Source organism: Sphingomonas sp. Leaf25, assembly GCF_001421635.1.
Lineage (GTDB): Bacteria > Pseudomonadota > Alphaproteobacteria > Sphingomonadales > Sphingomonadaceae > Sphingomonas.
In genome coordinates this window covers 112965-132035 of sequence record NZ_LMKU01000006.1, presented here as the reverse complement: position 1 = coordinate 132035, position 19071 = coordinate 112965, and the positions used below count along the sequence as shown (strand labels likewise).

The 19071-nt window shown below is 67.5% G+C and carries 18 protein-coding genes, 1 pseudogene and 1 riboswitch; of the genes and pseudogenes, 11 read left to right on the top strand and 8 right to left on the bottom strand.

Annotation, left to right across the window (positions count from 1 at the left end):
* Positions 1–38: 38 nt before the first annotated feature.
* The 7 genes from ASE78_RS03400 to ispH form a co-directional block, all read right to left on the bottom strand.
* Positions 39–605: a TetR/AcrR family transcriptional regulator gene (locus ASE78_RS03400; protein ID WP_162236459.1), complete on the bottom strand. Its 567-nt coding sequence runs from the start codon at positions 603–605 to the stop codon at positions 39–41.
* Positions 606–1077: 472 nt separating this feature from the next.
* Positions 1078–2889: a M2 family metallopeptidase gene (locus ASE78_RS03395; protein WP_056493423.1), complete on the bottom strand. Its 1812-nt coding sequence runs from the start codon at positions 2887–2889 to the stop codon at positions 1078–1080.
* Positions 2890–3112: 223 nt separating this feature from the next.
* Entirely contained in the window at positions 3113–3778 is a 666-nt protein-coding gene (locus tag ASE78_RS03390) for a hypothetical protein (protein WP_056493226.1), read from the bottom strand.
* A complete protein-coding gene (locus ASE78_RS03385) occupies positions 3775–4995 on the bottom strand; it encodes a VWA domain-containing protein (protein ID WP_162236458.1) in 1221 nt (406 codons plus the stop codon). Before ASE78_RS03385 ends, ASE78_RS03390 begins: the two co-directional genes overlap by 4 nt.
* Positions 4992–5447, bottom strand: coding sequence for a ribonuclease HI (rnhA, locus tag ASE78_RS03380; RefSeq protein WP_056493219.1), 456 nt, complete (start codon positions 5445–5447; stop codon positions 4992–4994). Before rnhA ends, ASE78_RS03385 begins: the two co-directional genes overlap by 4 nt.
* Positions 5444–6397 (bottom strand): homoserine kinase, encoded by a 954-nt coding sequence (thrB, locus tag ASE78_RS03375; protein WP_056493215.1) that lies wholly within the window; start codon positions 6395–6397, stop codon positions 5444–5446. The genes rnhA and thrB overlap by 4 nt, the downstream gene beginning before the upstream one ends.
* Positions 6397–7350, bottom strand: a complete 954-nt coding sequence (gene ispH, locus ASE78_RS03370) for a 4-hydroxy-3-methylbut-2-enyl diphosphate reductase (protein WP_056493212.1) — start codon at positions 7348–7350, stop codon at positions 6397–6399. Before ispH ends, thrB begins: the two co-directional genes overlap by 1 nt.
* A 176-nt stretch (positions 7351–7526) precedes the next feature.
* Between ispH and ASE78_RS03365 the strand changes: the two genes are divergently transcribed.
* From ASE78_RS03365 to ASE78_RS03335, 7 genes are all read left to right on the top strand, one after another.
* Complete coding sequence (locus ASE78_RS03365) at positions 7527–8177, top strand: hypothetical protein (protein WP_200909679.1); 651 nt, start codon at positions 7527–7529, stop codon at positions 8175–8177.
* A 184-nt stretch (positions 8178–8361) separates the two neighbouring features.
* A riboswitch (glycine riboswitch) is annotated at positions 8362–8450 on the top strand.
* A gap of 178 nt (positions 8451–8628) precedes the next feature.
* Positions 8629–9813, top strand: a complete 1185-nt coding sequence (gcvT, locus tag ASE78_RS03360) for a glycine cleavage system aminomethyltransferase GcvT (protein WP_082466990.1) — start codon at positions 8629–8631, stop codon at positions 9811–9813.
* Positions 9814–9824: 11 nt separating this feature from the next.
* Complete coding sequence (gene gcvH / locus ASE78_RS03355) at positions 9825–10196, top strand: glycine cleavage system protein GcvH (RefSeq protein ID WP_055755311.1); 372 nt, start codon at positions 9825–9827, stop codon at positions 10194–10196.
* A gap of 147 nt (positions 10197–10343) precedes the next feature.
* The gene (gcvPA, locus tag ASE78_RS03350) at positions 10344–11702 is read left to right on the top strand and encodes an aminomethyl-transferring glycine dehydrogenase subunit GcvPA (RefSeq protein ID WP_056493208.1); all 1359 of its coding nucleotides are present in this window, start codon (positions 10344–10346) and stop codon (positions 11700–11702) included.
* Complete coding sequence (gcvPB, locus tag ASE78_RS03345; RefSeq protein ID WP_056493205.1) at positions 11699–13270, top strand: aminomethyl-transferring glycine dehydrogenase subunit GcvPB; 1572 nt, start codon at positions 11699–11701, stop codon at positions 13268–13270. The genes gcvPA and gcvPB overlap by 4 nt, the downstream gene beginning before the upstream one ends.
* A 49-nt stretch (positions 13271–13319) precedes the next feature.
* Entirely contained in the window at positions 13320–13835 is a 516-nt protein-coding gene (locus tag ASE78_RS03340; RefSeq protein WP_056493202.1) for a CcdC protein domain-containing protein, read from the top strand.
* Between the two features lie 36 nt (positions 13836–13871).
* Positions 13872–14738, top strand: a complete 867-nt coding sequence (locus ASE78_RS03335; protein ID WP_056493199.1) for a formate/nitrite transporter family protein — start codon at positions 13872–13874, stop codon at positions 14736–14738.
* A 56-nt stretch (positions 14739–14794) separates the two neighbouring features.
* Here ASE78_RS03335 and ASE78_RS03330 read toward each other — a convergent pair whose 3' ends face one another.
* Positions 14795–15694: a DMT family transporter gene (locus tag ASE78_RS03330; protein WP_056493417.1), complete on the bottom strand. Its 900-nt coding sequence runs from the start codon at positions 15692–15694 to the stop codon at positions 14795–14797.
* 149 nt (positions 15695–15843) lie between these two features.
* On the opposite strand from ASE78_RS03330, the gene ASE78_RS03325 reads away from it, so the two are divergent.
* The 4 genes and pseudogenes from ASE78_RS03325 to ASE78_RS03310 form a co-directional block, all read left to right on the top strand.
* Positions 15844–16053, top strand: coding sequence for a hypothetical protein (locus ASE78_RS03325; RefSeq protein ID WP_056493196.1), 210 nt, complete (start codon positions 15844–15846; stop codon positions 16051–16053).
* A gap of 369 nt (positions 16054–16422) precedes the next feature.
* Entirely contained in the window at positions 16423–16818 is a 396-nt protein-coding gene (locus ASE78_RS03320; protein WP_156351269.1) for a DUF2314 domain-containing protein, read from the top strand.
* A gap of 404 nt (positions 16819–17222) precedes the next feature.
* On the top strand, positions 17223–17456 hold the full coding sequence (locus ASE78_RS18885; protein WP_056493190.1) for a hypothetical protein: 234 nt from the start codon (positions 17223–17225) through the stop codon (positions 17454–17456).
* A gap of 110 nt (positions 17457–17566) precedes the next feature.
* Positions 17567–19071 (top strand): annotated as a pseudogene (locus ASE78_RS03310) (aminoacyl--tRNA ligase-related protein); the annotation flags it as partial.

The window sequence follows — 19071 nt, the reverse complement described above, 5'->3', positions numbered from 1 at the left end:
GTTCCCAATTCGGCGCCGCGCATAATGCGAAACGGCGATCACCGGCCAGGCCGCGGCCGCATCCCCCCCAGCAGCAGCCGCGCCGCCGCGCCGATCGTCTCAGCGACCTCCTCTGGCGTGAAGAACGACCGCAGCAACCCGCCGACCATCCTGAGCGCCAGCACCACGTCGCGCGGGGTCACGCCGCCTGCCACCTCGCCCCGTGTCTGCGCGGCGGCGAGCACCGGGGCCAGTACGGTCTCCATCCGGTCGCCCAGCGCCAGGAACGCCGCGCGGTTCTCGCCATCGGCCAGCAGTTCGGCCGAAATCCGCCCGAACAGCGTCAGCGTCGGCGCGCCTTCGTGCAGGATGCGCTCGAACGTTGCGTCGAATGGCACCGCCGGATCGATCGCCGCCGCCATCCGGTCGACCTCGCGCGAGAAGATGGCGAGCGCCAGCGCCTCGCGATCCTTGAAGTTGCGGTACAGCGTGCCGCGTCCCACCCCGGCGCGCGCCGCCACCGCCTCGAACGGCACGCGATAGCCATCCTCGCGGAAACACACCGCCGCCGCCTCGATCAACGCCTCGCGCCGCATCGCCGCGTCGCTGCGCAGGGGGCGTGCCACCGGATCATTCGTTTCGTTCGTCACCATCGCCGCTGGGTAGGGAATCGAAACCGAACGCGAAACCCCGCATGGTGGCTGTCCTACAGCGGCGGCACCATGGCAGGATCGCCGGTGGCCCGACCAGCCCCGCTCCTTCTACCGTCCGTCTGTCCGAAAAACGCTCGCCGCCATGTGTGCCCATAGCGTTGCGAGTTGAGACGCATTCGCAATGCCATGCGTCGTTAGTGTAAACTTTGTAAACTTTGGCCCGGCACGGGCAAAGCCCATGCCGTCGGTCGGCGCTGGGTGCGCCGCCGGCCGGACGCGCGTTGTGCGGCTTGGTGCAGCTTTCGCTGCACCTTGCCCGGCGCGTCGGTAAACTTTGGCGCGTCATGGGCAAAGCCCATGCCGTCGGTCGGCGCTGGGTGTGCCGCCGGCCGGACGCGCCTTGTGCGGCTTGGTGCAGCTTTCGCTGCGCCTTGCCCGGCGCGTCTTACCACCCCGTCGGCTTGCCCTTGTTCTGCTGATCCAGCCACGCCTTCAATGGCGCGAAATAGTCGACCATCGCCTTGCCCGACATCGCCCGGGTGCCGGTGAACGCCTGCAACGCATCGGGCCACGGCTTCGACGCGCCCATCTCCAGCATCGCGTTCAGCCGCTGGCCGACCTGCTTGTCGCCATAGAAGGAACAGCGGTGCAGCGGTCCCTTCCACCCGGCCTGATCGCACGCCGCCTTGTAGAACTGGAACTGGAGGATCCGCGCGAGGAAATAGCGCATGTACGGCGTCGACGCCGGGATGTGGTACTTCGCCCCCGGATCGAACTTGCTCTCGTCGCGCGCCACCGGCGCCTTGATCCCCTGATATTCCAGCCGCAGCGCATCCCACGCCTTCTGGTAATCGCCCGGCGCGATTTCGCCGGAGAATACGCCCCAGCGCCACTTGTCCATCAGCAGGCCGAAGGGGAGGAACGCGACCTTGTCCATCGCCTGCCGCAGCAGCAGGCCGATGTCCTTGTCCGGCCCCGGCACCCTCGCCCGGTCGAGCAGGCCGATGCTGACGAGATAGTCGGGCGTGATCGACAGCGCGACGAAATCGCCGATCGCCTCGTGAAATCCGTCGTTCGCACCGTTCAGGTAGAGATACGGCTGGTTCTTGTACGCGCGCTGATAGTAATTGTGGCCCAGCTCATGGTGGATCGTTACGAAGTCATCCGAATTGACCTTCGTACACATCTTGATGCGAATATCGTCCTTGTTGTCGATGTCCCATGCCGATGCGTGGCAGATCACCTCGCGGTCGGCCGGCTTCACGATCTGCGACCGCTCCCAGAAGGTCTGCGGCAACGGTTGGAAGCCCAGCGAGGAATAGAAGCCCTCGCCGGTCCGCACCATCTTCACCGGGTCGTAGTTCTTGGCCTTGAGCAGATCGCCGATCTCATAGCCCAGGTCGCCCGATCCGGCGGGGGCGACGATGTCGTAGATGCCGCCCCATTCCTGCGCCCACATGTTGCCGAGCAGGTCGGCGCGGATCGGTCCGGTCCTGCCCTGCACCCCGTCGCCATATTTCTCGTTGAGCTTCCACCGGACATAGGTGTGGAGCGACTGGTAGAGCGGCTCGACTTCCTTCCACAACTGGTCGGTCAGCTTGGCGAAATCGTCGGCGGGCATGTCATATCCCGACCGCCACATCGCCCCGGTATCCCTGAACCCCAGTTCCTTCGATCCGGCATTGGCGATGGTGACCAGCCGCTGATAGTCCTTGCGCATCGGCGCGCCGACATTGTCGTGCCAGCTTACCCACATCTCCTGCAACTTCGCCGGATCGCGGGTCGTGCCCATCGCTGCCTCGATGTCCGATCCGTTGATCGGCTGGCCGCCCAGCGTCCCCTTGCCCTTGCCGTACGCCGACGACAGCTTGGTCGAGATGTTCGCCAGTTCGGTCGCCGCCCCCGGCGTGGTGGGGGCGGGCAGCACGATCGCCGAGCGCAGGATGCCGATCTTGCGCGCGGTGTCGGGGGACAACCCCCGGATGCCGGCGTAGCGCGCCGACTCCAGCGCATATTTCACCGCCATCTCGGTGCCGATCGCCCCCGATCGGGCCGCCAGCGCATCGGTATCGTCGGTGATGTAGGTCGCGTTGACCCATGCGATCCGCTGGGCATCGATCGAATAGTCGAACATCGCCTTTTCGGTGGAAGCGACGAACCGGTCGGCATCGGCCGCAGTCGGTGGCGTGGCGGGGGCCTGCTGCGCTAGTGCCGGGGTGGCGAGCGTCAGGGCGATGGCGGAAACGGCGGTACGCAGGGTCAAGGCGACAGGTCCTCGGAACGGAGAAGTATCGCGTGAAACTGCTCCCCCGCGGACGCGGCCGTCAAGGGCTGGATGGGCCATCAAGGAGATGTCGCGCTTCTCCCCTCCCTGACAGGGAGGGGTCGGGGGTGGGTTGGCCGGTTATGGAAAGCTTACCTCCCCTCACGGGCGACCCCACCCCTGCCCCTCCCTTGTCAGGGAGGGGAGCAATTCGGACCTACCGCCGCGCCGCCAGCCAGATGACGTGCCGCGCGCCCTTCGTTCCCCGCGCCCGCACGACCTGCTCGTCGACCGCGTAGCCGCAATCCTTCAGCCGCTTCGTGAACGCCGCATCGGCATAGGCCGACCAGATCGCCAGCACCCCGCCGGCACGCAACCCTGCCCGCGCGATGCGCAGCCCCCGTTCCGAATACAGCTTGTCGTTGCCGGCATGGGTCAGGCCGTCGGGGCCGTTGTCGACGTCGAGCAGGATCGCATCCCACCCGCCGTTGCCGATGCCCAGTGCCACGTCGCCCAGCACGATCGACACCCGCGGATCGTCGAGGCACCCGTCGAAGATGTGCGCCAGCGGCCCGCGCGCCCATGTCACGATCTCGGGCACCAGTTCGGCGACGACGATCTCGGCATCGGCCGGCAGGATGGCGAGCGCGCGGCGCAGCGTGAACCCCATGCCGAGGCCGCCGATCAGCACCCGCGCGCGCTTGCTCTGCCGAAGATGCGCGCAGCCCAGATCGGCCAGCGCCTCCTCCGACGCCGACATGCGGCTGCTCATCAACTCGTTGCGGTCGAGCACGATCATGAAGTCGTCGCCACGCTGCACCAGCCGCAGTTCGACGCCGTCGCCCGGCACCTTCGCGGTATCGATCAGGACGCGCGGGATCATGCCAATACTCCTGCGGCACGCGCCGCCTTCAACCATGCCGGAAACTCGCCGAGCAGCCGCTGATACAGTTCTTCGTCGCCGATGCTCGCCAGATCATCGACCGCGAAGAAGCCGGCATTGTCGACCAGCCGCCCGTCGATCGTGTCGAGATCGCGCAATATGCCATAGCCCGCGCGACCGATGCCGGCATATTGCCAGAAGATCGCCCGGTCCGACGTGCGGCGCAGCAGGTCCTTGATCGCCTCCGACTTGCTACCCGAAATGCCGCCGTCGGTCAGGAACAGGATCAGCAGCGGCTGCGTCCGCCGCGCCGGTTCGCGCGCGAGGATCGCCTCCATCACCAGCGGTTCGTTGTTGCCCGCTCCGATGCCCGGCCCGCCCGCCACCTTGGCACCGGGATAGGGCAGGGTGCGCGCGACGAAGCCCTCGACGTTGCCGGCGTCGAGCGGATCGACCTGCCGGCATTTGGCGGCATAGAACCACGTATCGAGCCTGCCGTCGTCGTCGAGGCGCAGCGCCACCGGCACGATCCGCTCGACCGTCTCCTGCACCGTGCCATCGGCGAACAGCCGCGCCATCGATCCGCTGGCGTCGATCACCAGCAACACCTCGGCGCGCACGCTGTCGATGCCGAGCTTGGCGAGTGTCACCCCCACCTGCTGCTTGCGCAGGTCGACCTTCGACAGCGGCGCTGGTGCGGGAGGGGCCGGGGGCGGCGCATCCTCCGCCACCTCGCCGCCCAGATGCCGCACCAGCGCCGCCAGCCCCTCGGCGAACCCCTGCACCACCGCCGCGACGCGCCAGTCGCCGCCATGCCGATACAGGTCGAGCAATGTCACCGCGCGCTCGTCGCCGAGGCCGGTCGCCTCGATCGTCACCGCATCGGCGACCCGCGCCGACAGTCGCGCACGACCCAGCGCCAGCGTATCATGCGCGGCGGTGATCGCGATCCGGGCGATCGACGCCGGCAGTGCGTCGAGCGCGATCGTCAGCACGCTCCGCCCGGCTTGCGGATCGATTCCGATCGCGCCCTCGGGACTGCGCCGGTTGCTGAACAGCACGACATAGCGGTCGTCGCCGATCCGGCCATCGGCGCCAAGACCGAAGGCGGCGATGTCGATGTCGTCCGGCTGATGCTCGACGACGATCTCGATCGTCCGCTTCGCCGTCAGCGTGGCGATGGGCGCGCGTTCGCCGGGCACCATCGCGCGGGTCATCGCTGCGCCACCGCCGCGTCGCTCGCCAGCTTGTCGGCGCGTTCGTTGTCGGGGTGGCCGGCATGGCCCTTGACCCACGTCCATTCGATACGGTGTGGGCGGGCGGCGGCGAGCAGCGCCTGCCACAGCTCGGCGTTCTTGACCGGCTGTTTGGCGGCGGTCTTCCAGCCGTTCTTCTGCCAGCCCTTGATCCACTTGGTCAGGCCGTCCATCACATAGCGGCTGTCGGTCGACAGGATCACCCGGCACGGGCGTTTCAGCGCGTTCAGCCCCTCGATCGCCGCCATCAGCTCCATGCGGTTGTTGGTCGTCACCGGCTCGCCCCCCGACAGTTCGCGCTCGCGCCCATCGGCGGCCCGCAGCACCGCGCCCCAGCCGCCGGGACCCGGATTGCCCTTGCACGCGCCATCGGTCGCGATCTCGACGCGGGGGAGTTCGGCCGCCTCGCTCATGTAAAGGCCTGCGGGTTGGCCTCATACCATTCCAGCCGGCGCAGATAGGCCAGCGGATCCTTGCGCGTCACCAGCGCATCGGCGGGCGTGTTGATCCAGTCCCATGCGCGGGTCAGCAGGAAGCGCAGGCAGGCCCCCCGCGCCAGCAGCGGCAGCGCGGCGACCTCCGCATCCGACAGGTCCGCGCGCGTGGCATAGCCCGCCAGCAGCGCCCGCCCGACCGCCGGATCGATCGGCGTACCGGCGGCATCGAAGCTCCACGCCGAATGGGTGATCGCGACGTCATAGGCGCGGATGTCGGTACAGGCGAAATAGAAATCGATCAGCCCCGTGACCCGGTCGCCGAGCATCAGCACATTGTCGGGGAACAGATCGGCGTGGATCGCGCCGGTCGGCAGCTCGCCCGGCCATGCCGCGATCACCGCGTCCAGTGCATCGCCGACCCGCGCGCGCAGCCCCGGCTGGATCGTATCGAGCTGCTCGGCGCAGTCGGCGTACAGCCTGGGCCATGCCGCCACGCCCATCGAATTGACCCGCACCGGCGCGAAATCGGTCAGGCCCGCGTGCAACGCGCCCAGCGCCGCGCCCGCCGCATGCGCCTGTCCGGGCGTCGGATGGCTGACTGAGACGCCGGGCAGGAATTCGATCAGGCAGGCTGGGCGACCCTCCAGCGTCTGGATCACCTGTCCACCGCGATCGGGCAACGCGCGCGGCACCGGGTTGCCGGCATCGGCCAGTGCATCGGTCATCGCGAAGAAGAACGGCAGGTCGGCGAGGTCGACCCGCTTTTCGTACAGCGTCAGGATGAAGCGTCCGGTCGTGGTGTCGACCAGATAATTGCTGTTCTCCACCCCTTCGGCGATGCCCTTGGCCGATACCAGCTCGCCATGGTCATAGCCCGCCAGGAAGCGGCCGAGCGCCTCCGCCGACACCTGCGTATAGACGGCCATCAGGCGGCTTCGAGGCCACGCGGCAGTTTGAACGCGATCGTCTCGCGCGTCATCTCGACCTCGCGCTCGGTGACGTCGTAGCGCTCGGCGATCCGGTCGACCACTTCGCGCACCAGCACCTCGGGCGCCGACGCACCGGCGGTGAGCCCAAGCGTGCCGACGCCGTCGAGCCACGCGAAGTCGAGTTCGGCCGCGCGCTGGATCAGCCGGGCACGGATGCCCTCGCGTTCGGCCACCTCGACCAGCCGCACCGAGTTGGACGAATTGGGCGCGCCGATCACCAGCATCATGTCGCAGCTCTGGGCGATCGCCTTGACCGCCGCCTGCCGGTTGGAGGTGGCGTAGCAGATGTCGTCGGCCTTGGGCGCGACGATCGTCGGGAAGCGGGCGATCGTCGCATCGACGATGGCGCGGGTGTCGTCGACCGACAGCGTCGTCTGCGTCAGGAAGGCGAGGTTGTCGGGATCGGCCGGGGTCAGCGTGGCGACATCCTCGACCGTTTCGATCAGCGTCATCTGGCCTTCGGGCACCTGCCCGAACGTGCCGATCACTTCGGGGTGGCCGGCATGGCCGACGAACAGGATGTGACGGCCCGACGCCACCAGCCGTTCGGCCTGCCGGTGGACCTTCGATACCAGCGGACAGGTGGCGTCGAGATATTCCAGACCGCGCTGGCTAGCGGCGGCGGGCACCGATTTTGGCACGCCATGCGCCGAAAAGACGACCGGCACGCCATCGGGCACCTGGTCCAGTTCCTCGACGAACACCGCACCCTTGGCGCGCAGCGAATCGACGACGAACTTGTTGTGGACGATCTCGTGCCGGACATAGACCGGCGCGCCATGCTTCTGGATCGCCAGCTCGACGATCTGGATGGCGCGATCGACGCCGGCGCAGAAACCGCGCGGGGCCGCGATCAGGAGTTCGATGACGGGGCGGGTGGGTTCGGTCATGGCTCCAGCGCTTACAGCTTGTTTGGTGGCACGCCAAGTCGTGGCGGGCCGGGGCGAGCGGGCCGGTGCCGTCCCAAAACACGCGATTGCTTGCACGCGCGAAAGCCGGTTCCTATGAAGCGGGCCTGTCAGGAGGCGCGGCACCGCCGCACCCGTGCATAAGGTAGCCCGTTCCCGTGACCCTCCGCCATCCCGTCGCCATCGCCCTTTTCGCCACTCTTGCCCTTGCCGGCTGCAAGCGTTCGGGCGAGCTCGATACGTCGCAGGGCGTCGGCGTCTCGGCGGTCCGTTCGGCTTGCCCCGTGGCGGGCGTGCCGGCGGGGACCGGCGACATCACCCTGTTCGATCCGGCGACCAGCCGCGACGCCAGCGCGATCGACGTGGTGGCCACGCTCACCAACGTGCGCGCCAACTGCGTCGAGGGGGCCGACACCATCACCAGCACGCTGAGTTTCGACGTGCAGGCGCGCCGCACCCGCACCGACGCTGCGCGCACGGTGACGCTGCCGTATTTCGTCACCGTGCTGCGCGGCGGCAATCAGGTGGTGTCGAAGCGCCTGGGCCAGGTGACGCTGGCCTTCGCCGCCGGCGCGGCCCGCGCGCAGGCGCAGGGACAGGGCAGCGCGATCGTCGACCGCGCCGCCGCGACCTTGCCGCAGGCGACCCGCGACCAGATCAACCGCCGCCGCCGTCCGGGGGATCAGGACGCGGCGGTCGATCCGCTGTCCGATCCGGCGGTCCGTCAGGCGGTGCTCGCCGCTACGTTCGAGGCGATGGTCGGCTTCCAGCTCACCGACGATCAGTTGCGCTACAACGTCACGCGCTAAATTTCATCTCCCGTCACCCCGGCGCAGGCGGGGGTCCATGGACAGGTGACGTCGCGCTTCGATCGATACGGCCCGTGTCCGTGGATCCGGCTTTCGCCGGAATGACGGAGGATAAGGACCGCTTTCCCGATTGACTAATTCGGGGTGCCAAGCCAGAGCTTGCCGCATCCAAGGCTTACAGCCGCTGCCACGCGCGGGAGAGTGCGGACGTGTCCGCCGCCGAAGGAGCAACCGCCCCGGAATCTCTCAGGCAACAGGGACCGCGCGGGGTACAGGATACTCTGGAAAGCGTCACGACCCAAAGGGTCGGACCACCGAAGGGGTAAGCGTGCAGGGTCGGCATCCGGCCCCCATGCGAAAGCTCTCAGGTTCCGTGACAGAGGGGGCGATGTTGGACAGGGCCGGCCGTGCCTTGTCGGGCATCGTTGGACCCATCACGAAGGACGTGGCCATGAGTGAACTGATCGTCGAACCCGCCCATGAACTGCGCGCCGATGGCACCGATCCGGTCGAGGATCTGCCGCCGCAGACGCTGCCGCTCGACGCATGGCACCGTGCGAAGGGCGGACGGATGGTCCCGTTCGCGGGCTATGTCATGCCGGTCCAGTATGATGGCATCATGGCCGAACATCTGTGGACCCGCAGTTCCGCCGGCCTGTTCGACGTTAGCCACATGGGTCAGTTGCTGATCCACGGGCAGGGCGCGACCGCCGCGCTGGAGGTGCTGCTGCCCGGCGATCTGGCGATCCTGAAGCCCGCGAAGATGCGCTATTCGCTGCTGCTCGCCGACAATGGCGGCATCCTCGACGATCTGATGGTCACGCGGCTGGGCGAGGCGCAACCGTTCGGCGAGGTTGAGGGCGAGGCGTTCTACATGGTCGTCAACGGCGCGACCAAATACGACGACATCGCGCATCTGCGCGAACACCTGCCCGACGACATCACGCTTAACCACCTCGACGAGCGGGCGTTGCTGGCGGTGCAGGGGCCGCAGGCGGTCGATGCGCTCGACCGGATCGTGCCGGGGGTGTCCGCGCTCACCTTCATGACCGCCGGCGCGTTCGACTGGCAGGGGCATGCGCTGTGGATCAGCCGCTCGGGCTATACCGGCGAGGACGGCTATGAAATCTCGCTGCCGGCCGAGGCGGCAGAAGCCTTCGCCGATGCGATCGCCGCCGAGCCGGAAGTGAAGCCGATCGGGCTGGGCGCGCGCGACTCGCTGCGCCTCGAAGCCGGGTTGCCGCTGTACGGCCACGACCTCGACCCCGAGACTACGCCGGTCGCCGCCGATCTGGGCTTCGCGCTGTCGAAGCGCCGCCGCGAGGAAGGCGGCTTCCCAGGTAGCCAGCGCATCCTCGCCGAGCGCGCCGAGGGGCCGGCCACGAAGCGCATCGGCCTGATCGTCGAGGGGCGGCAGCCGGTGCGTGAGGGTGCCGAGGTGATCGACCCGCAAGGCACCGTCGTCGGCCGCGTGACCTCGGGCGGGTTCGCGCCCAGCGTCCAGGCGCCGATCGCCATGGCCTATTGTCCGCCCGCGCTGGCGGAAAGCGGGGTCGTCACCCTGCGCCAGCGTGGCAAGCTGCATCAGGCGCGCGTCGTGCCGATGCCGTTCGTCCCCCATCGTTACGTCCGCTGAAGGGAAACCCCATGAGCCGTTTTTTCACCCAGGAACATGAATGGATCGAAGTCGACGGTGAAGTCGCGACGGTCGGCATCACCGAATACGCCGCCGGGCAGCTTGGCGACATCGTGTTCGTCGACGTGCCCGCCGAAGGCCGCCAGTTGACCAAGGGCGACGAAGCCGCCGTGGTCGAATCGGTCAAGGCCGCCTCCGACGTCTATACCCCGGCGTCGGGCACCGTGCTGGAGGGCAATCCGCAACTGGTCGACAATCCGGCGCTGGTGAACGAGGACCCCGAAGGCGAAGGCTGGTTCTTCAAGCTGACGCTGCGCGACGATAGCGAGCTTGGCGAGCTGATGGATGAGGCGAAATACGCCGACTACATCGCCCGGCTGTAACGACCACCGCCGAACCACCGTCGTCCCGGCGAAGGCCGGGACCCATGGATACGGGCCGCTCCGGCTCTGTCGATGCCGCCCGTGTCCATGGATTCCGGCCTTCGCCGGAAGGACGGACCCGCTGGTTCGGCGCTTAGTAGGACCATCATGCGCTACCTGCCCCTGACCCCGACCGATCGTGCCGACATGCTGCGCGTCATCGGTGCCGACAGCATCGACGACCTGTTCGTCGACGTGCCCGAATCCGCCCGCCTCGACGGTCCGGTCCCCGGCCTGCCCAATCACGCCAGCGAGCTTGCGGTCGAACGCCATCTCTCGAAGCTGGCGGCGAAGAACGTGGCGGCGGGATCGGTGCCGTTCTTCCTCGGCTGCGGCGCGTATCGCCATCATGTCCCCGCCAGCGTCGATCATCTGATCCAGCGCGGCGAATATCTGACCGCCTATACGCCGTACCAGCCGGAAATCGCGCAGGGCACGCTCCAGATGCTCTTCGAATTCCAGAGCCAGGTCGCCCGCCTGCTCGGCTGCGACGTCGCCAATGCGTCGATGTACGACGGGTCGACCGCTTGCTGGGAAGCGGTGACGATGGCCAGGCGGGTCACGCGCAAGGCGAAGGCGGTGTTCTCCGCCGGGGTGCATCCGCATTACGTCTCGGTCGCGACGACGATGGCGAAGTTTACCGGCGACGTGCTCGACGTGGAGCAGCCCGAGCTGGTCGCCGAAACCGACGACGACCGGGTGATCGCCAAGATCGACGCCGATACCTCGTGTGTCGTCGTCCAGTATCCCGACATCCTCGGCCGTATTCCCGACCTCAAGCGCATCGCCGATGCGGCGCATGCGGTGAAGGCGCTGCTGATCGCGGTCGTCACCGAGCCCGTCGCGCTGGGCGCGATCGAGGCACCGGGCAATCTGGGCGCCGACATCGTCGTCGGCGAGGGGCAGAGCCTTGGCGTCGGATTGCAGTTCGGTGGCCCCTACGTCGGCCTGTTCGCCTGTTCGGACAAGCTGGTGCGGCAGATGCCGGGCCGGCTGTGCGGCGAGACGGTGGATGCGGAAGGGAAACGCGGCTTCGTGCTGACGCTGTCGACCCGCGAGCAGCATATCCGCCGCGAAAAGGCGACATCGAACATCTGCACCAATTCGGGGCTGTGCGCGCTCGCCTTCTCGATCCATCTGACGCTGCTGGGCGAGAAGGGTTTGCGGCAACTGGCGGGCGTCAACCACGCCCGGGCATGCGCGGCGGCCGACCGGCTGGCCAAGGTGCCGGGCGTCGAGCTGGTCAACGCCAGCTTCTTCAACGAATTCACCGTGAAGCTGTCGCAGGAAGCGCGGCCGGTGGTGCGCGAACTGGCCGATCGCGGCGTGCTGGCGGGCGTGTCGCTCGGCCGGCTCTATCCGAACGAGGAGGCCCTTGCGAACGGGCTGGTCGTCGCCGTCACCGAAACCGTGACCGACGAGGACATCGAGGCGCTGGCAGCGGCGCTTGAGGAGGTACTGGCATGAGCGTGAACCAGAGCGGCTGGCGTCCCCAGATGGGCGACGCGACCACGGACGCGCGGACGACCTTCACCGGCAACCGCGCGCTGATGCTCGAAGAGGCGCTGATCTTCGAGATCGGGTCGACCGAGACGACCGGCGTCGACATCGACGACGTACCCGCCGCCCCCTCGCGGCTGGGCAACCATGCCCGCACGACGCCGATCGGCCTGCCCGGCCTGTCGGAGCCGGAGGCGGTGCGCCACTATACCCGCCTCAGCCGGCAGAATTACGCGATCGACCTCGGGCTGTTTCCGCTTGGGAGCTGCACGATGAAGCACAACCCGCGCCTGAACGAGCGGATGGCGCGGTTGCCGGGGTTCGCCGACCTCCACCCGCTGGGGCCGGTCGATACGGTGCAGGGCGCGCTGGAGGTGATCCATCAGCTCGCGCACTGGCTGGTGACGCTGACCAACATGGATTCGGTGGCGATGAGCCCGAAGGCCGGTGCCCATGGCGAACTGTGCGGCATCCTCGCGATCAAGGCGGCGCTGGAGAAGCGCGGCGAGGGGCATCGCAAGATCATCCTGGTGCCGGAAAGCGCGCATGGCACCAACCCCGCCACCGCCGCCTTCGCCGGGTTCAAGGTCGAGGATATTCCCGCCACCCCCGACGGCCGGGTCGATACGCAGGCACTGAAGAACCGGCTGGGGCCGGACGTCGCGGGCGTCATGATTACCAACCCCAATACCTGCGGGCTGTTCGAGCGCGACCTGAAGGACATTTCCGACGCGGTCCATGCCGCCGGTGGCTATGTCTATTGCGACGGGGCGAACTTCAACGCGATCGTCGGGCGGGTGCGGCCGGGCGACCTTGGCGTCGATGCGATGCACATCAACCTGCACAAGACCTTTTCCACGCCGCACGGCGGCGGCGGGCCGGGGTCGGGGCCGGTGGTATTCTCCAAGGCGCTGACCCCGTTCGCGCCGCTGCCGTTCGTCGAGGAACAGGACGGCAAGTTCGTGCTGGTCGAGGAGGAGACGGCGGGCGAGCATCACGCCGACAGCTTCGGGCGCATGGTCGCCTTCCATGGGCAGATGGGCATGTTCACCCGCGCGCTGAGCTATATCCTCAGCCACGGGGCGGACGGGTTGAAGCAGGTGTCCGAGGATGCGGTGCTGAACGCCAATTACGTGCTGCGCAGCCTTGACGACACGCTCGACGCGCCGTTCGGCACAAGCGGGCCGTGCATGCACGAGGCGCTGTTCAGCGATGCCAATCTGGCCGACGGCTTCTCTACGCTGGATGTCGCCAAGGGGCTGATCGACGAGGGCTATCACCCGATGACGGTGTATTTCCCGCTGGTCGTCCACGGTGCGATGCTGGTCGAGCCGACCGAGACCGAATCGAAGGCGGCGCTCGACCAGTTCATCGGTGCGCTGCGCTCGGTCGCGGAACGGGCCAAGGCGGGCGACACCGACCTGAAGTCCGCGCCGCATTTCGCGCCGCGCCGCCGGCTGGACGAGACGCTGGCCGCGCGCAAGCCGGTGCTGGCGTGGAAAGACGCCTTGCCGACCGCCAAGGCCGCCGAATAAGCTGGACCCTGCCCCGGCGGATCGACCGCCGGGGCAGGGGGAGCTACCTATGAACGGACAGACGGGCTGGTTGCCGACGTTGATGCCGATCGGCATCGTCGCGCTGGTCGTCGCCCTGCGCTGGTGGCGCGGGCAGAAGATGCGGCGGTTGCGGCTGGAGACGATGTGGGTGCTGCCCGCGCTGTTCACGGTGATCGCCGCCATGTTGTTTTCGACGATGCCGCCGTCGGGCTGGGGCTGGGCGCTGTGTGTCGTTACGCTGGGGATCGGCCTGGCGCTGGGGTGGCAGCGCGGGCGGTTGATGCGGATCGAGATCGATCCGGCGACGCACCGGATCAACCACCGCCCGTCGCCCGCCGCGCTGCTGTTCATCGTCGCGCTGCTGCTGGTGCGGACCGCCATCCGCCAGGCGATGGCGCATGGCGGGGCGACGATGCTCCACCTGAACGCCGCGACGCTCACCGACGCGCTGATGGCGATGGGATGGGGGCTGATCGTCGCGCAACGGATCGAGATGTTCCTGCGCGCACGGGCGTTGCTGGCGGCGGCGCGGATCAAGGCATGACGGAACACCGCCGCGCGCGATCGGTTCGAGCAGGTGATGAACGAACCCGACCGGCAGGATGCCGCCATCGACGATGAGGAGCGCAAGGTCGCGCTCGACCCCGAGCAGGAGGATGTCGTCGACGACCGGCGCGCCGCCTCCGCGCTGATTGTCCATGAGATCGTCCGGCGGCAGGGGATCGAGGAGCTCGAACGGCCGGCCGCGTCGTTGTGGTGGTCGGGACTGACTGCCGGGATCGTCATCGGCCTGTCGCTGCTGGGCAAGGCGGTGATGGAAACCGCGGTGCCGGCCGGGCCGTGGACGCCGCTGCTGCAGGCGCTGGGCTATGCGCTCGGCTTCGTCGTGGTGGTGCTGGGCCGGATGCAGTTGTTTACCGAGAGCACCTTGTCGGCGGTCTTGCCGCTGGCGACCGATCCGTCGGCGCGCAACATGGTGCGCACGCTGCGGCTGTGGGGGTTGGTGCTGCTCGCCAATCTGGTCGGCACCTTCGCCTTTGCCGGGTTCGCGATGCTCGGCGGGCTGGGTGTCGAGCAGTCGCGCGAGCTGGTCGAGGCGAGCGGGGTGATCTTCGAGCATATGGGCATGGCCGGGTTCCTTGCCGGCATTCCGGCGGGCATCCTGCTGGCGAGCGTGGTGTGGACGCTGCCGAGCGCCGAGGGCCAGAAGGTGACGCTCATCATCCTGCTGACCGGGCTGATCGACCTTGGCGGCTTTGCGCATATCGTCGCCGGATCGGCCGAGATGTGGGTGCTGATGCTGCACGGCGACCTGTCAGCGGGACAGGGGCTGGCGTTCTTCCTGCCGGTGCTGGGTGGCAATATCGTCGGCGGCAGCGTGTTGTTCGCGCTGCTGGCGCATGCGCAGGTGCGCGGCGAGATCGAGAGCGATCCGGTGCGACGTTAGCACTTTCGGCGCAATCGGCAGGCGTGTTTCGGCACTGTCTGCACCATTGCGGCGGATCAATCGTCCTCGGCCACCGCGCTGCGCACCTTCTGCCGGCCGAGACGGTGTTCGCGCCAGACGATGAACAGCCCGCTCATGATGATGACCGGCGCGCCGACCCATGTCATCGGCGTCGGCAGCACGCCGAACAGTACGAAGCCGTAGAGCGTCGCCCAGACCAGCCCCGAATAGTCCATCGGCACCACCGCCGCGACCGGCGCTGCGCGCGACGCGGCGGTGAGCGCGATCTGCCCCATGCCGCCGACCAGCCCGATCGCGACCAGATTGACCCACGTCAGCCAGTCGTGGCCGCGCAGTTCGAACGCATAGCCGATCGCGATGAACGGCAGCGTCAGCGTCGAAAAATAGAAGACGGTGGTCCCTGCCGGTTCGTCACGCAACTGGCGCAGCAGGATGGCCACGATCGCGACGAACAGCGCGGCGAGCAGCCCGACGATCGCGCCGAACAGCGGCACATGGCTGCTTCCCGGCTGCACGACGATCAGCACGCCGATGAACCCGACCAGCACCGCGCTCCACCGCTGCCACCCGGTCGCCTCGCGCAGCACCAGCGCGCCGAGCAACGTCGCGAAGATCGGCACGGTGAACTGGAACGTCGTCGCCTCCGCCAGCGGCAGCAGCAGCACCGCGCCGAAGGTGAACACCATGCCTACGAGGCCCACCATCGACCGCGCGAGATGCCCCCTGAACCGGGTAGTTTTGAGCGAGGCGAGGCCGGGTCCGGCGGCGACGAACGCCAGCACCACCGGCAACGCGCAGAATTGCCGCCAGAACATGGTTTCGGGCAGCGACGCGCCGCGCGTCTCGGCCAGCTTCACCAGCGCCGACATGGTCGACAGGAAGAAGATGGCGAGCAGGCGAAGCGCCAACCCCTTGAGAACACGGTCGCCGGGCATGAGGAGCGTGTAGGCGGTGATGGTGCGGCGCACAACCGCCGGTGCGGGCATCGGTGTCGGGCGGGGCGACGGAGCCTTTTGCGAGGATCGTGGTTCGTCGTGCAGGCGGGCGATGGCCCGCGAACCCGTCGATCGAGGAGGCATGGACCATGAACAAGCGTACCGGGTATGTCGTCGCCGGAGCATTCGGTGCCCTGTTCCTCACCGGTGCGGTAGGTGCCGGCTATGTCCAGCGCCAAGTCGACGCCAGCTCGCCGGCGCGGGTCGCGATCGGCAAATCGCTGTCGGAGCGACAGGTGATCGAACGCCGTCGCGGGCGCATGGCCGAAGTCGCGATCGCGGGGACAACGATTCAGTAGCGTTTGACCCATCGAACCACAAACGTCGCCCCAGCGAAAGCTGGGGCCTCGAGCAGTTCCTGCGGTGCGCTAGCACCGGGAGATCCCAGCCTTCGCTGGGATGACGCTTTGCTCGAGCGGCAAGGACCAAATTCCAGCGCGGAACGCTTTTTTCGCGTGGCGCGCCTGCCGGGTTGGTCGACCTTGCGTTGCGGGCAGCGCGGTCATCAGCGGGTCGGCGCTGTCGGCGGGAATGTCTTTCAGCGCGCTGCCGATCGCGACCTGTGGCTCGCAACGGTGGATCGGCCGCCGGGATGTTCGACGCGGGCTATCGGTGCGTGTTGCACTCAGGTGGTTTGCCGGCATTCAAATAGCCTCTAATCTGGCCCAATGCGACAACCAGATATAGAACTTGATGGATGGTGCCTTGATAGCGGTGATGCCTATCACTCTGACGCTCCTTCCACTTTCTGGATACCCGCCCGAGATCGTCGGGAGAACCTCCAACCGGGCGATTTTGCGAAATTGATTTTCAGGATCAGCGTGGACAACTCTGAAGAGCCGGTCGCCGTTGAACGCATGTGGGTTGTCGTCCGAGAGCGAATACCTGGCGGCTACCTTGGCGTTCTCGACAACGAACCTGACAGTATCGGCAAGACCGACGAGTTTTGGGTTGGAACCGAGTTACCGTTCCGCCCCGAGCATATCATCAACATCGAAGATCGCGACGCAGCCAGTATGTCGCTCGCCACGGAAGAGCCACGGACACGCTGGCCGATACGGTAAGCCCCGTATGACTAAGATTAGGGCCGATCGACATTCAGCTCTTCCGGTGCAGTCCACAGCCGAAAACGCCACCCTACCATCATCACCCCGGACTTGTTCCGGGGTCCACCTAGCCGCGGACACTGACGCAAGTGTCTCGAGCGGCATCGATCGCTGCACGGTAGACCCCGGAACAAGTCCGGGGTGACGGAAATGGTCTATGCGGGCGTCACGGCCGATTGAATGTCGATCGGCCGTAGGCGTTCTCGGACGGCGGGTATTCGCCGCGCAGGTCGGCGTATGATCGGTTCGCACGTCCGTGGCGATGCGTCGTAGCGATGGGACAATCCTTCCCGCCTTGTATCAGCTAGCATTGAAACATAGGTTCGGTTGAGGGACGGCACCGATCGGCGTATTCCACCCTGATGGATGCGCCCCGACCGACCCGGCTTCTCACGTTACTGTTCGGTCTGTCCGTCCTCGCCTTGCCGTGGATGGTCTTTACCTTCACGGCGATCATGATGCTGCCAGCGCTCGGATTGGGACCGGTGGCGACCCGGATTGCGGCACTGCCGACCATCGTCGCTGCCTTCGTCTCGTACGGCTATGTCGCCGGCCGGCTGTTCGGACCGGCCCTGTGGGGACGGCAGGACCGGTAAGGCGGCGGCGTGGCGGAATCGACCGCGCGAGCGGGGACGGTTGCGGCGGGCGAGCGCGATCCGCCGCCTCCGGTTGCGGCACCCGCCGGTTTGCGGCTATCGCGCGCTCCATGAAGCATGCTCTCAACGTCACGCGCGAACAGGATTTCGCCGCCTGGTATCAAGCCGTCATCGCCGAGGCCGATCTGGCCGAGGAGTCCGGGGTGCGCGGGTGCATGGTCATTCGGCCATGGGGCTATGGCATCTGGGAGCGTATCCAGCGCCTCCTCGACGACCGGATCAAGGCGACGGGGCATGAGAACTGCTATTTCCCGCTGTTCATCCCCTTGAGCTATTTCGAGAAGGAGGCCGAGCATGTCGACGGCTTCGCCAAGGAGATGGCGGTCGTCACCCACCATCGGCTGGTCGGCGACGGCAAGGGCGGGCTGATCCCCGACCCCGAAGCGAAGCTGGAGGAGCCGCTGGTCGTGCGGCCGACGAGCGAGACGGTGATCGGCACCGCCTTTTCGCGCTGGGTCCAGTCGTGGCGCGACCTGCCGGTGCTCATCAACCAGTGGGCGAACGTGGTGCGGTGGGAGATGCGGACGCGCATGTTCCTGCGCACCGCCGAGTTCCTGTGGCAGGAGGGGCATACCGCGCACGCCACCGCGCAGGAGGCGCGCGAGGAAACGCTGAAAATGCTGGAGGTGTACCGCGAGTTCGCCGAAACCTGCCTCGGCCTGCACGTCATCGCCGGCGAAAAGCCCGAAAACGAGCGGTTTCCGGGCGCGGTCGCGACCTATTCGATCGAGGCGATGATGCAGGACGGCAAGGCGCTGCAGGCGGGCACCTCGCACTTCCTCGGCACCAATTTCGCGAGCGCGCAGAACATCCGCTTCCAGAACAGCGAGGGGCAGTTCGAACTGGCGAACACCACGTCATGGGGCGTGTCGACGCGGATGATCGGCGGGGTCATCATGGTGCATGGCGACGACGACGGGCTGCGCGTGCCGCCCGCGATCGCGCCGTGGCAGGTGGTGATCGTGCCGATGCTGCGCGATGCGCCCGAGGACGAGGCGCTGATCGCCTATTGCCGTGAATTGCAGACGAGCCTCGCCAAGCAGAGCGTGCTGGGTGAGCCGGTGCGTGCGTTGCTCGACCTGAAACCCGCCAAGGCGGCGACCAAGCGCTGGGGCTGGGTGAAGAAGGGCGCGCCGCTGATCGTCGAGGTCGGCGGGCGCGACATGGCCGGGGGCAACGTGTCGGTCGTGCGGCGCGACCGGCTGTACAAGGACGGTGGCAAGCTGGATTCGGCGATTCTGGCGAAGGGCGATTTCGTTGCCGGCGTTGGCGCGACGCTGGCCGAGATTCAGGCCGCGCTGCTGGCGCAGTCGACCGAGCGGTTGCGTGAGGCGGTTGTGCCGGTAGACGACTGGGCGGGGGTCGAGGCGCATTTCGCTTCGGGTGTGAAGAACCCCGGCTGGGTCGATGTTCGCTGGTCGAAGCCGACCGGCGACGCGCTGGAGGCGGTGGTGCAGCGGTTGAAGGGATTGAAGCTCACGATCCGCAATGCGCCGCTGGGGCAGACCGGGTGCGACGAGGGGCCGTGCGTGTTCACCGGCGCGGCGGCGGTCGA

Coding starts and splice junctions, on each gene's coding strand:
- ASE78_RS03390 (WP_056493226.1), bottom strand. CDS start 3,778: ATGATCCCGCGCGTCCTGATCGATACCGCGAAGGTGCCGGGCGACGGC.
- ASE78_RS03385 (WP_162236458.1), bottom strand. CDS start 4,995: ATGACCCGCGCGATGGTGCCCGGCGAACGCGCGCCCATCGCCACGCTG.
- rnhA (WP_056493219.1), bottom strand. CDS start 5,447: ATGAGCGAGGCGGCCGAACTCCCCCGCGTCGAGATCGCGACCGATGGC.
- thrB (WP_056493215.1), bottom strand. CDS start 6,397: ATGGCCGTCTATACGCAGGTGTCGGCGGAGGCGCTCGGCCGCTTCCTG.
- ispH (WP_056493212.1), bottom strand. CDS start 7,350: ATGACCGAACCCACCCGCCCCGTCATCGAACTCCTGATCGCGGCCCCG.
- gcvT (WP_082466990.1), top strand. CDS start 8,629: ATGAGTGAACTGATCGTCGAACCCGCCCATGAACTGCGCGCCGATGGC.
- gcvH (WP_055755311.1), top strand. CDS start 9,825: ATGAGCCGTTTTTTCACCCAGGAACATGAATGGATCGAAGTCGACGGT.
- gcvPA (WP_056493208.1), top strand. CDS start 10,344: ATGCGCTACCTGCCCCTGACCCCGACCGATCGTGCCGACATGCTGCGC.
- gcvPB (WP_056493205.1), top strand. CDS start 11,699: ATGAGCGTGAACCAGAGCGGCTGGCGTCCCCAGATGGGCGACGCGACC.
- ASE78_RS03340 (WP_056493202.1), top strand. CDS start 13,320: ATGAACGGACAGACGGGCTGGTTGCCGACGTTGATGCCGATCGGCATC.
- ASE78_RS03335 (WP_056493199.1), top strand. CDS start 13,872: ATGAACGAACCCGACCGGCAGGATGCCGCCATCGACGATGAGGAGCGC.
- ASE78_RS03330 (WP_056493417.1), bottom strand. CDS start 15,694: ATGCCCGGCGACCGTGTTCTCAAGGGGTTGGCGCTTCGCCTGCTCGCC.
- ASE78_RS03325 (WP_056493196.1), top strand. CDS start 15,844: ATGAACAAGCGTACCGGGTATGTCGTCGCCGGAGCATTCGGTGCCCTG.
- ASE78_RS03320 (WP_156351269.1), top strand. CDS start 16,423: ATGCGACAACCAGATATAGAACTTGATGGATGGTGCCTTGATAGCGGT.
- ASE78_RS18885 (WP_056493190.1), top strand. CDS start 17,223: ATGGATGCGCCCCGACCGACCCGGCTTCTCACGTTACTGTTCGGTCTG.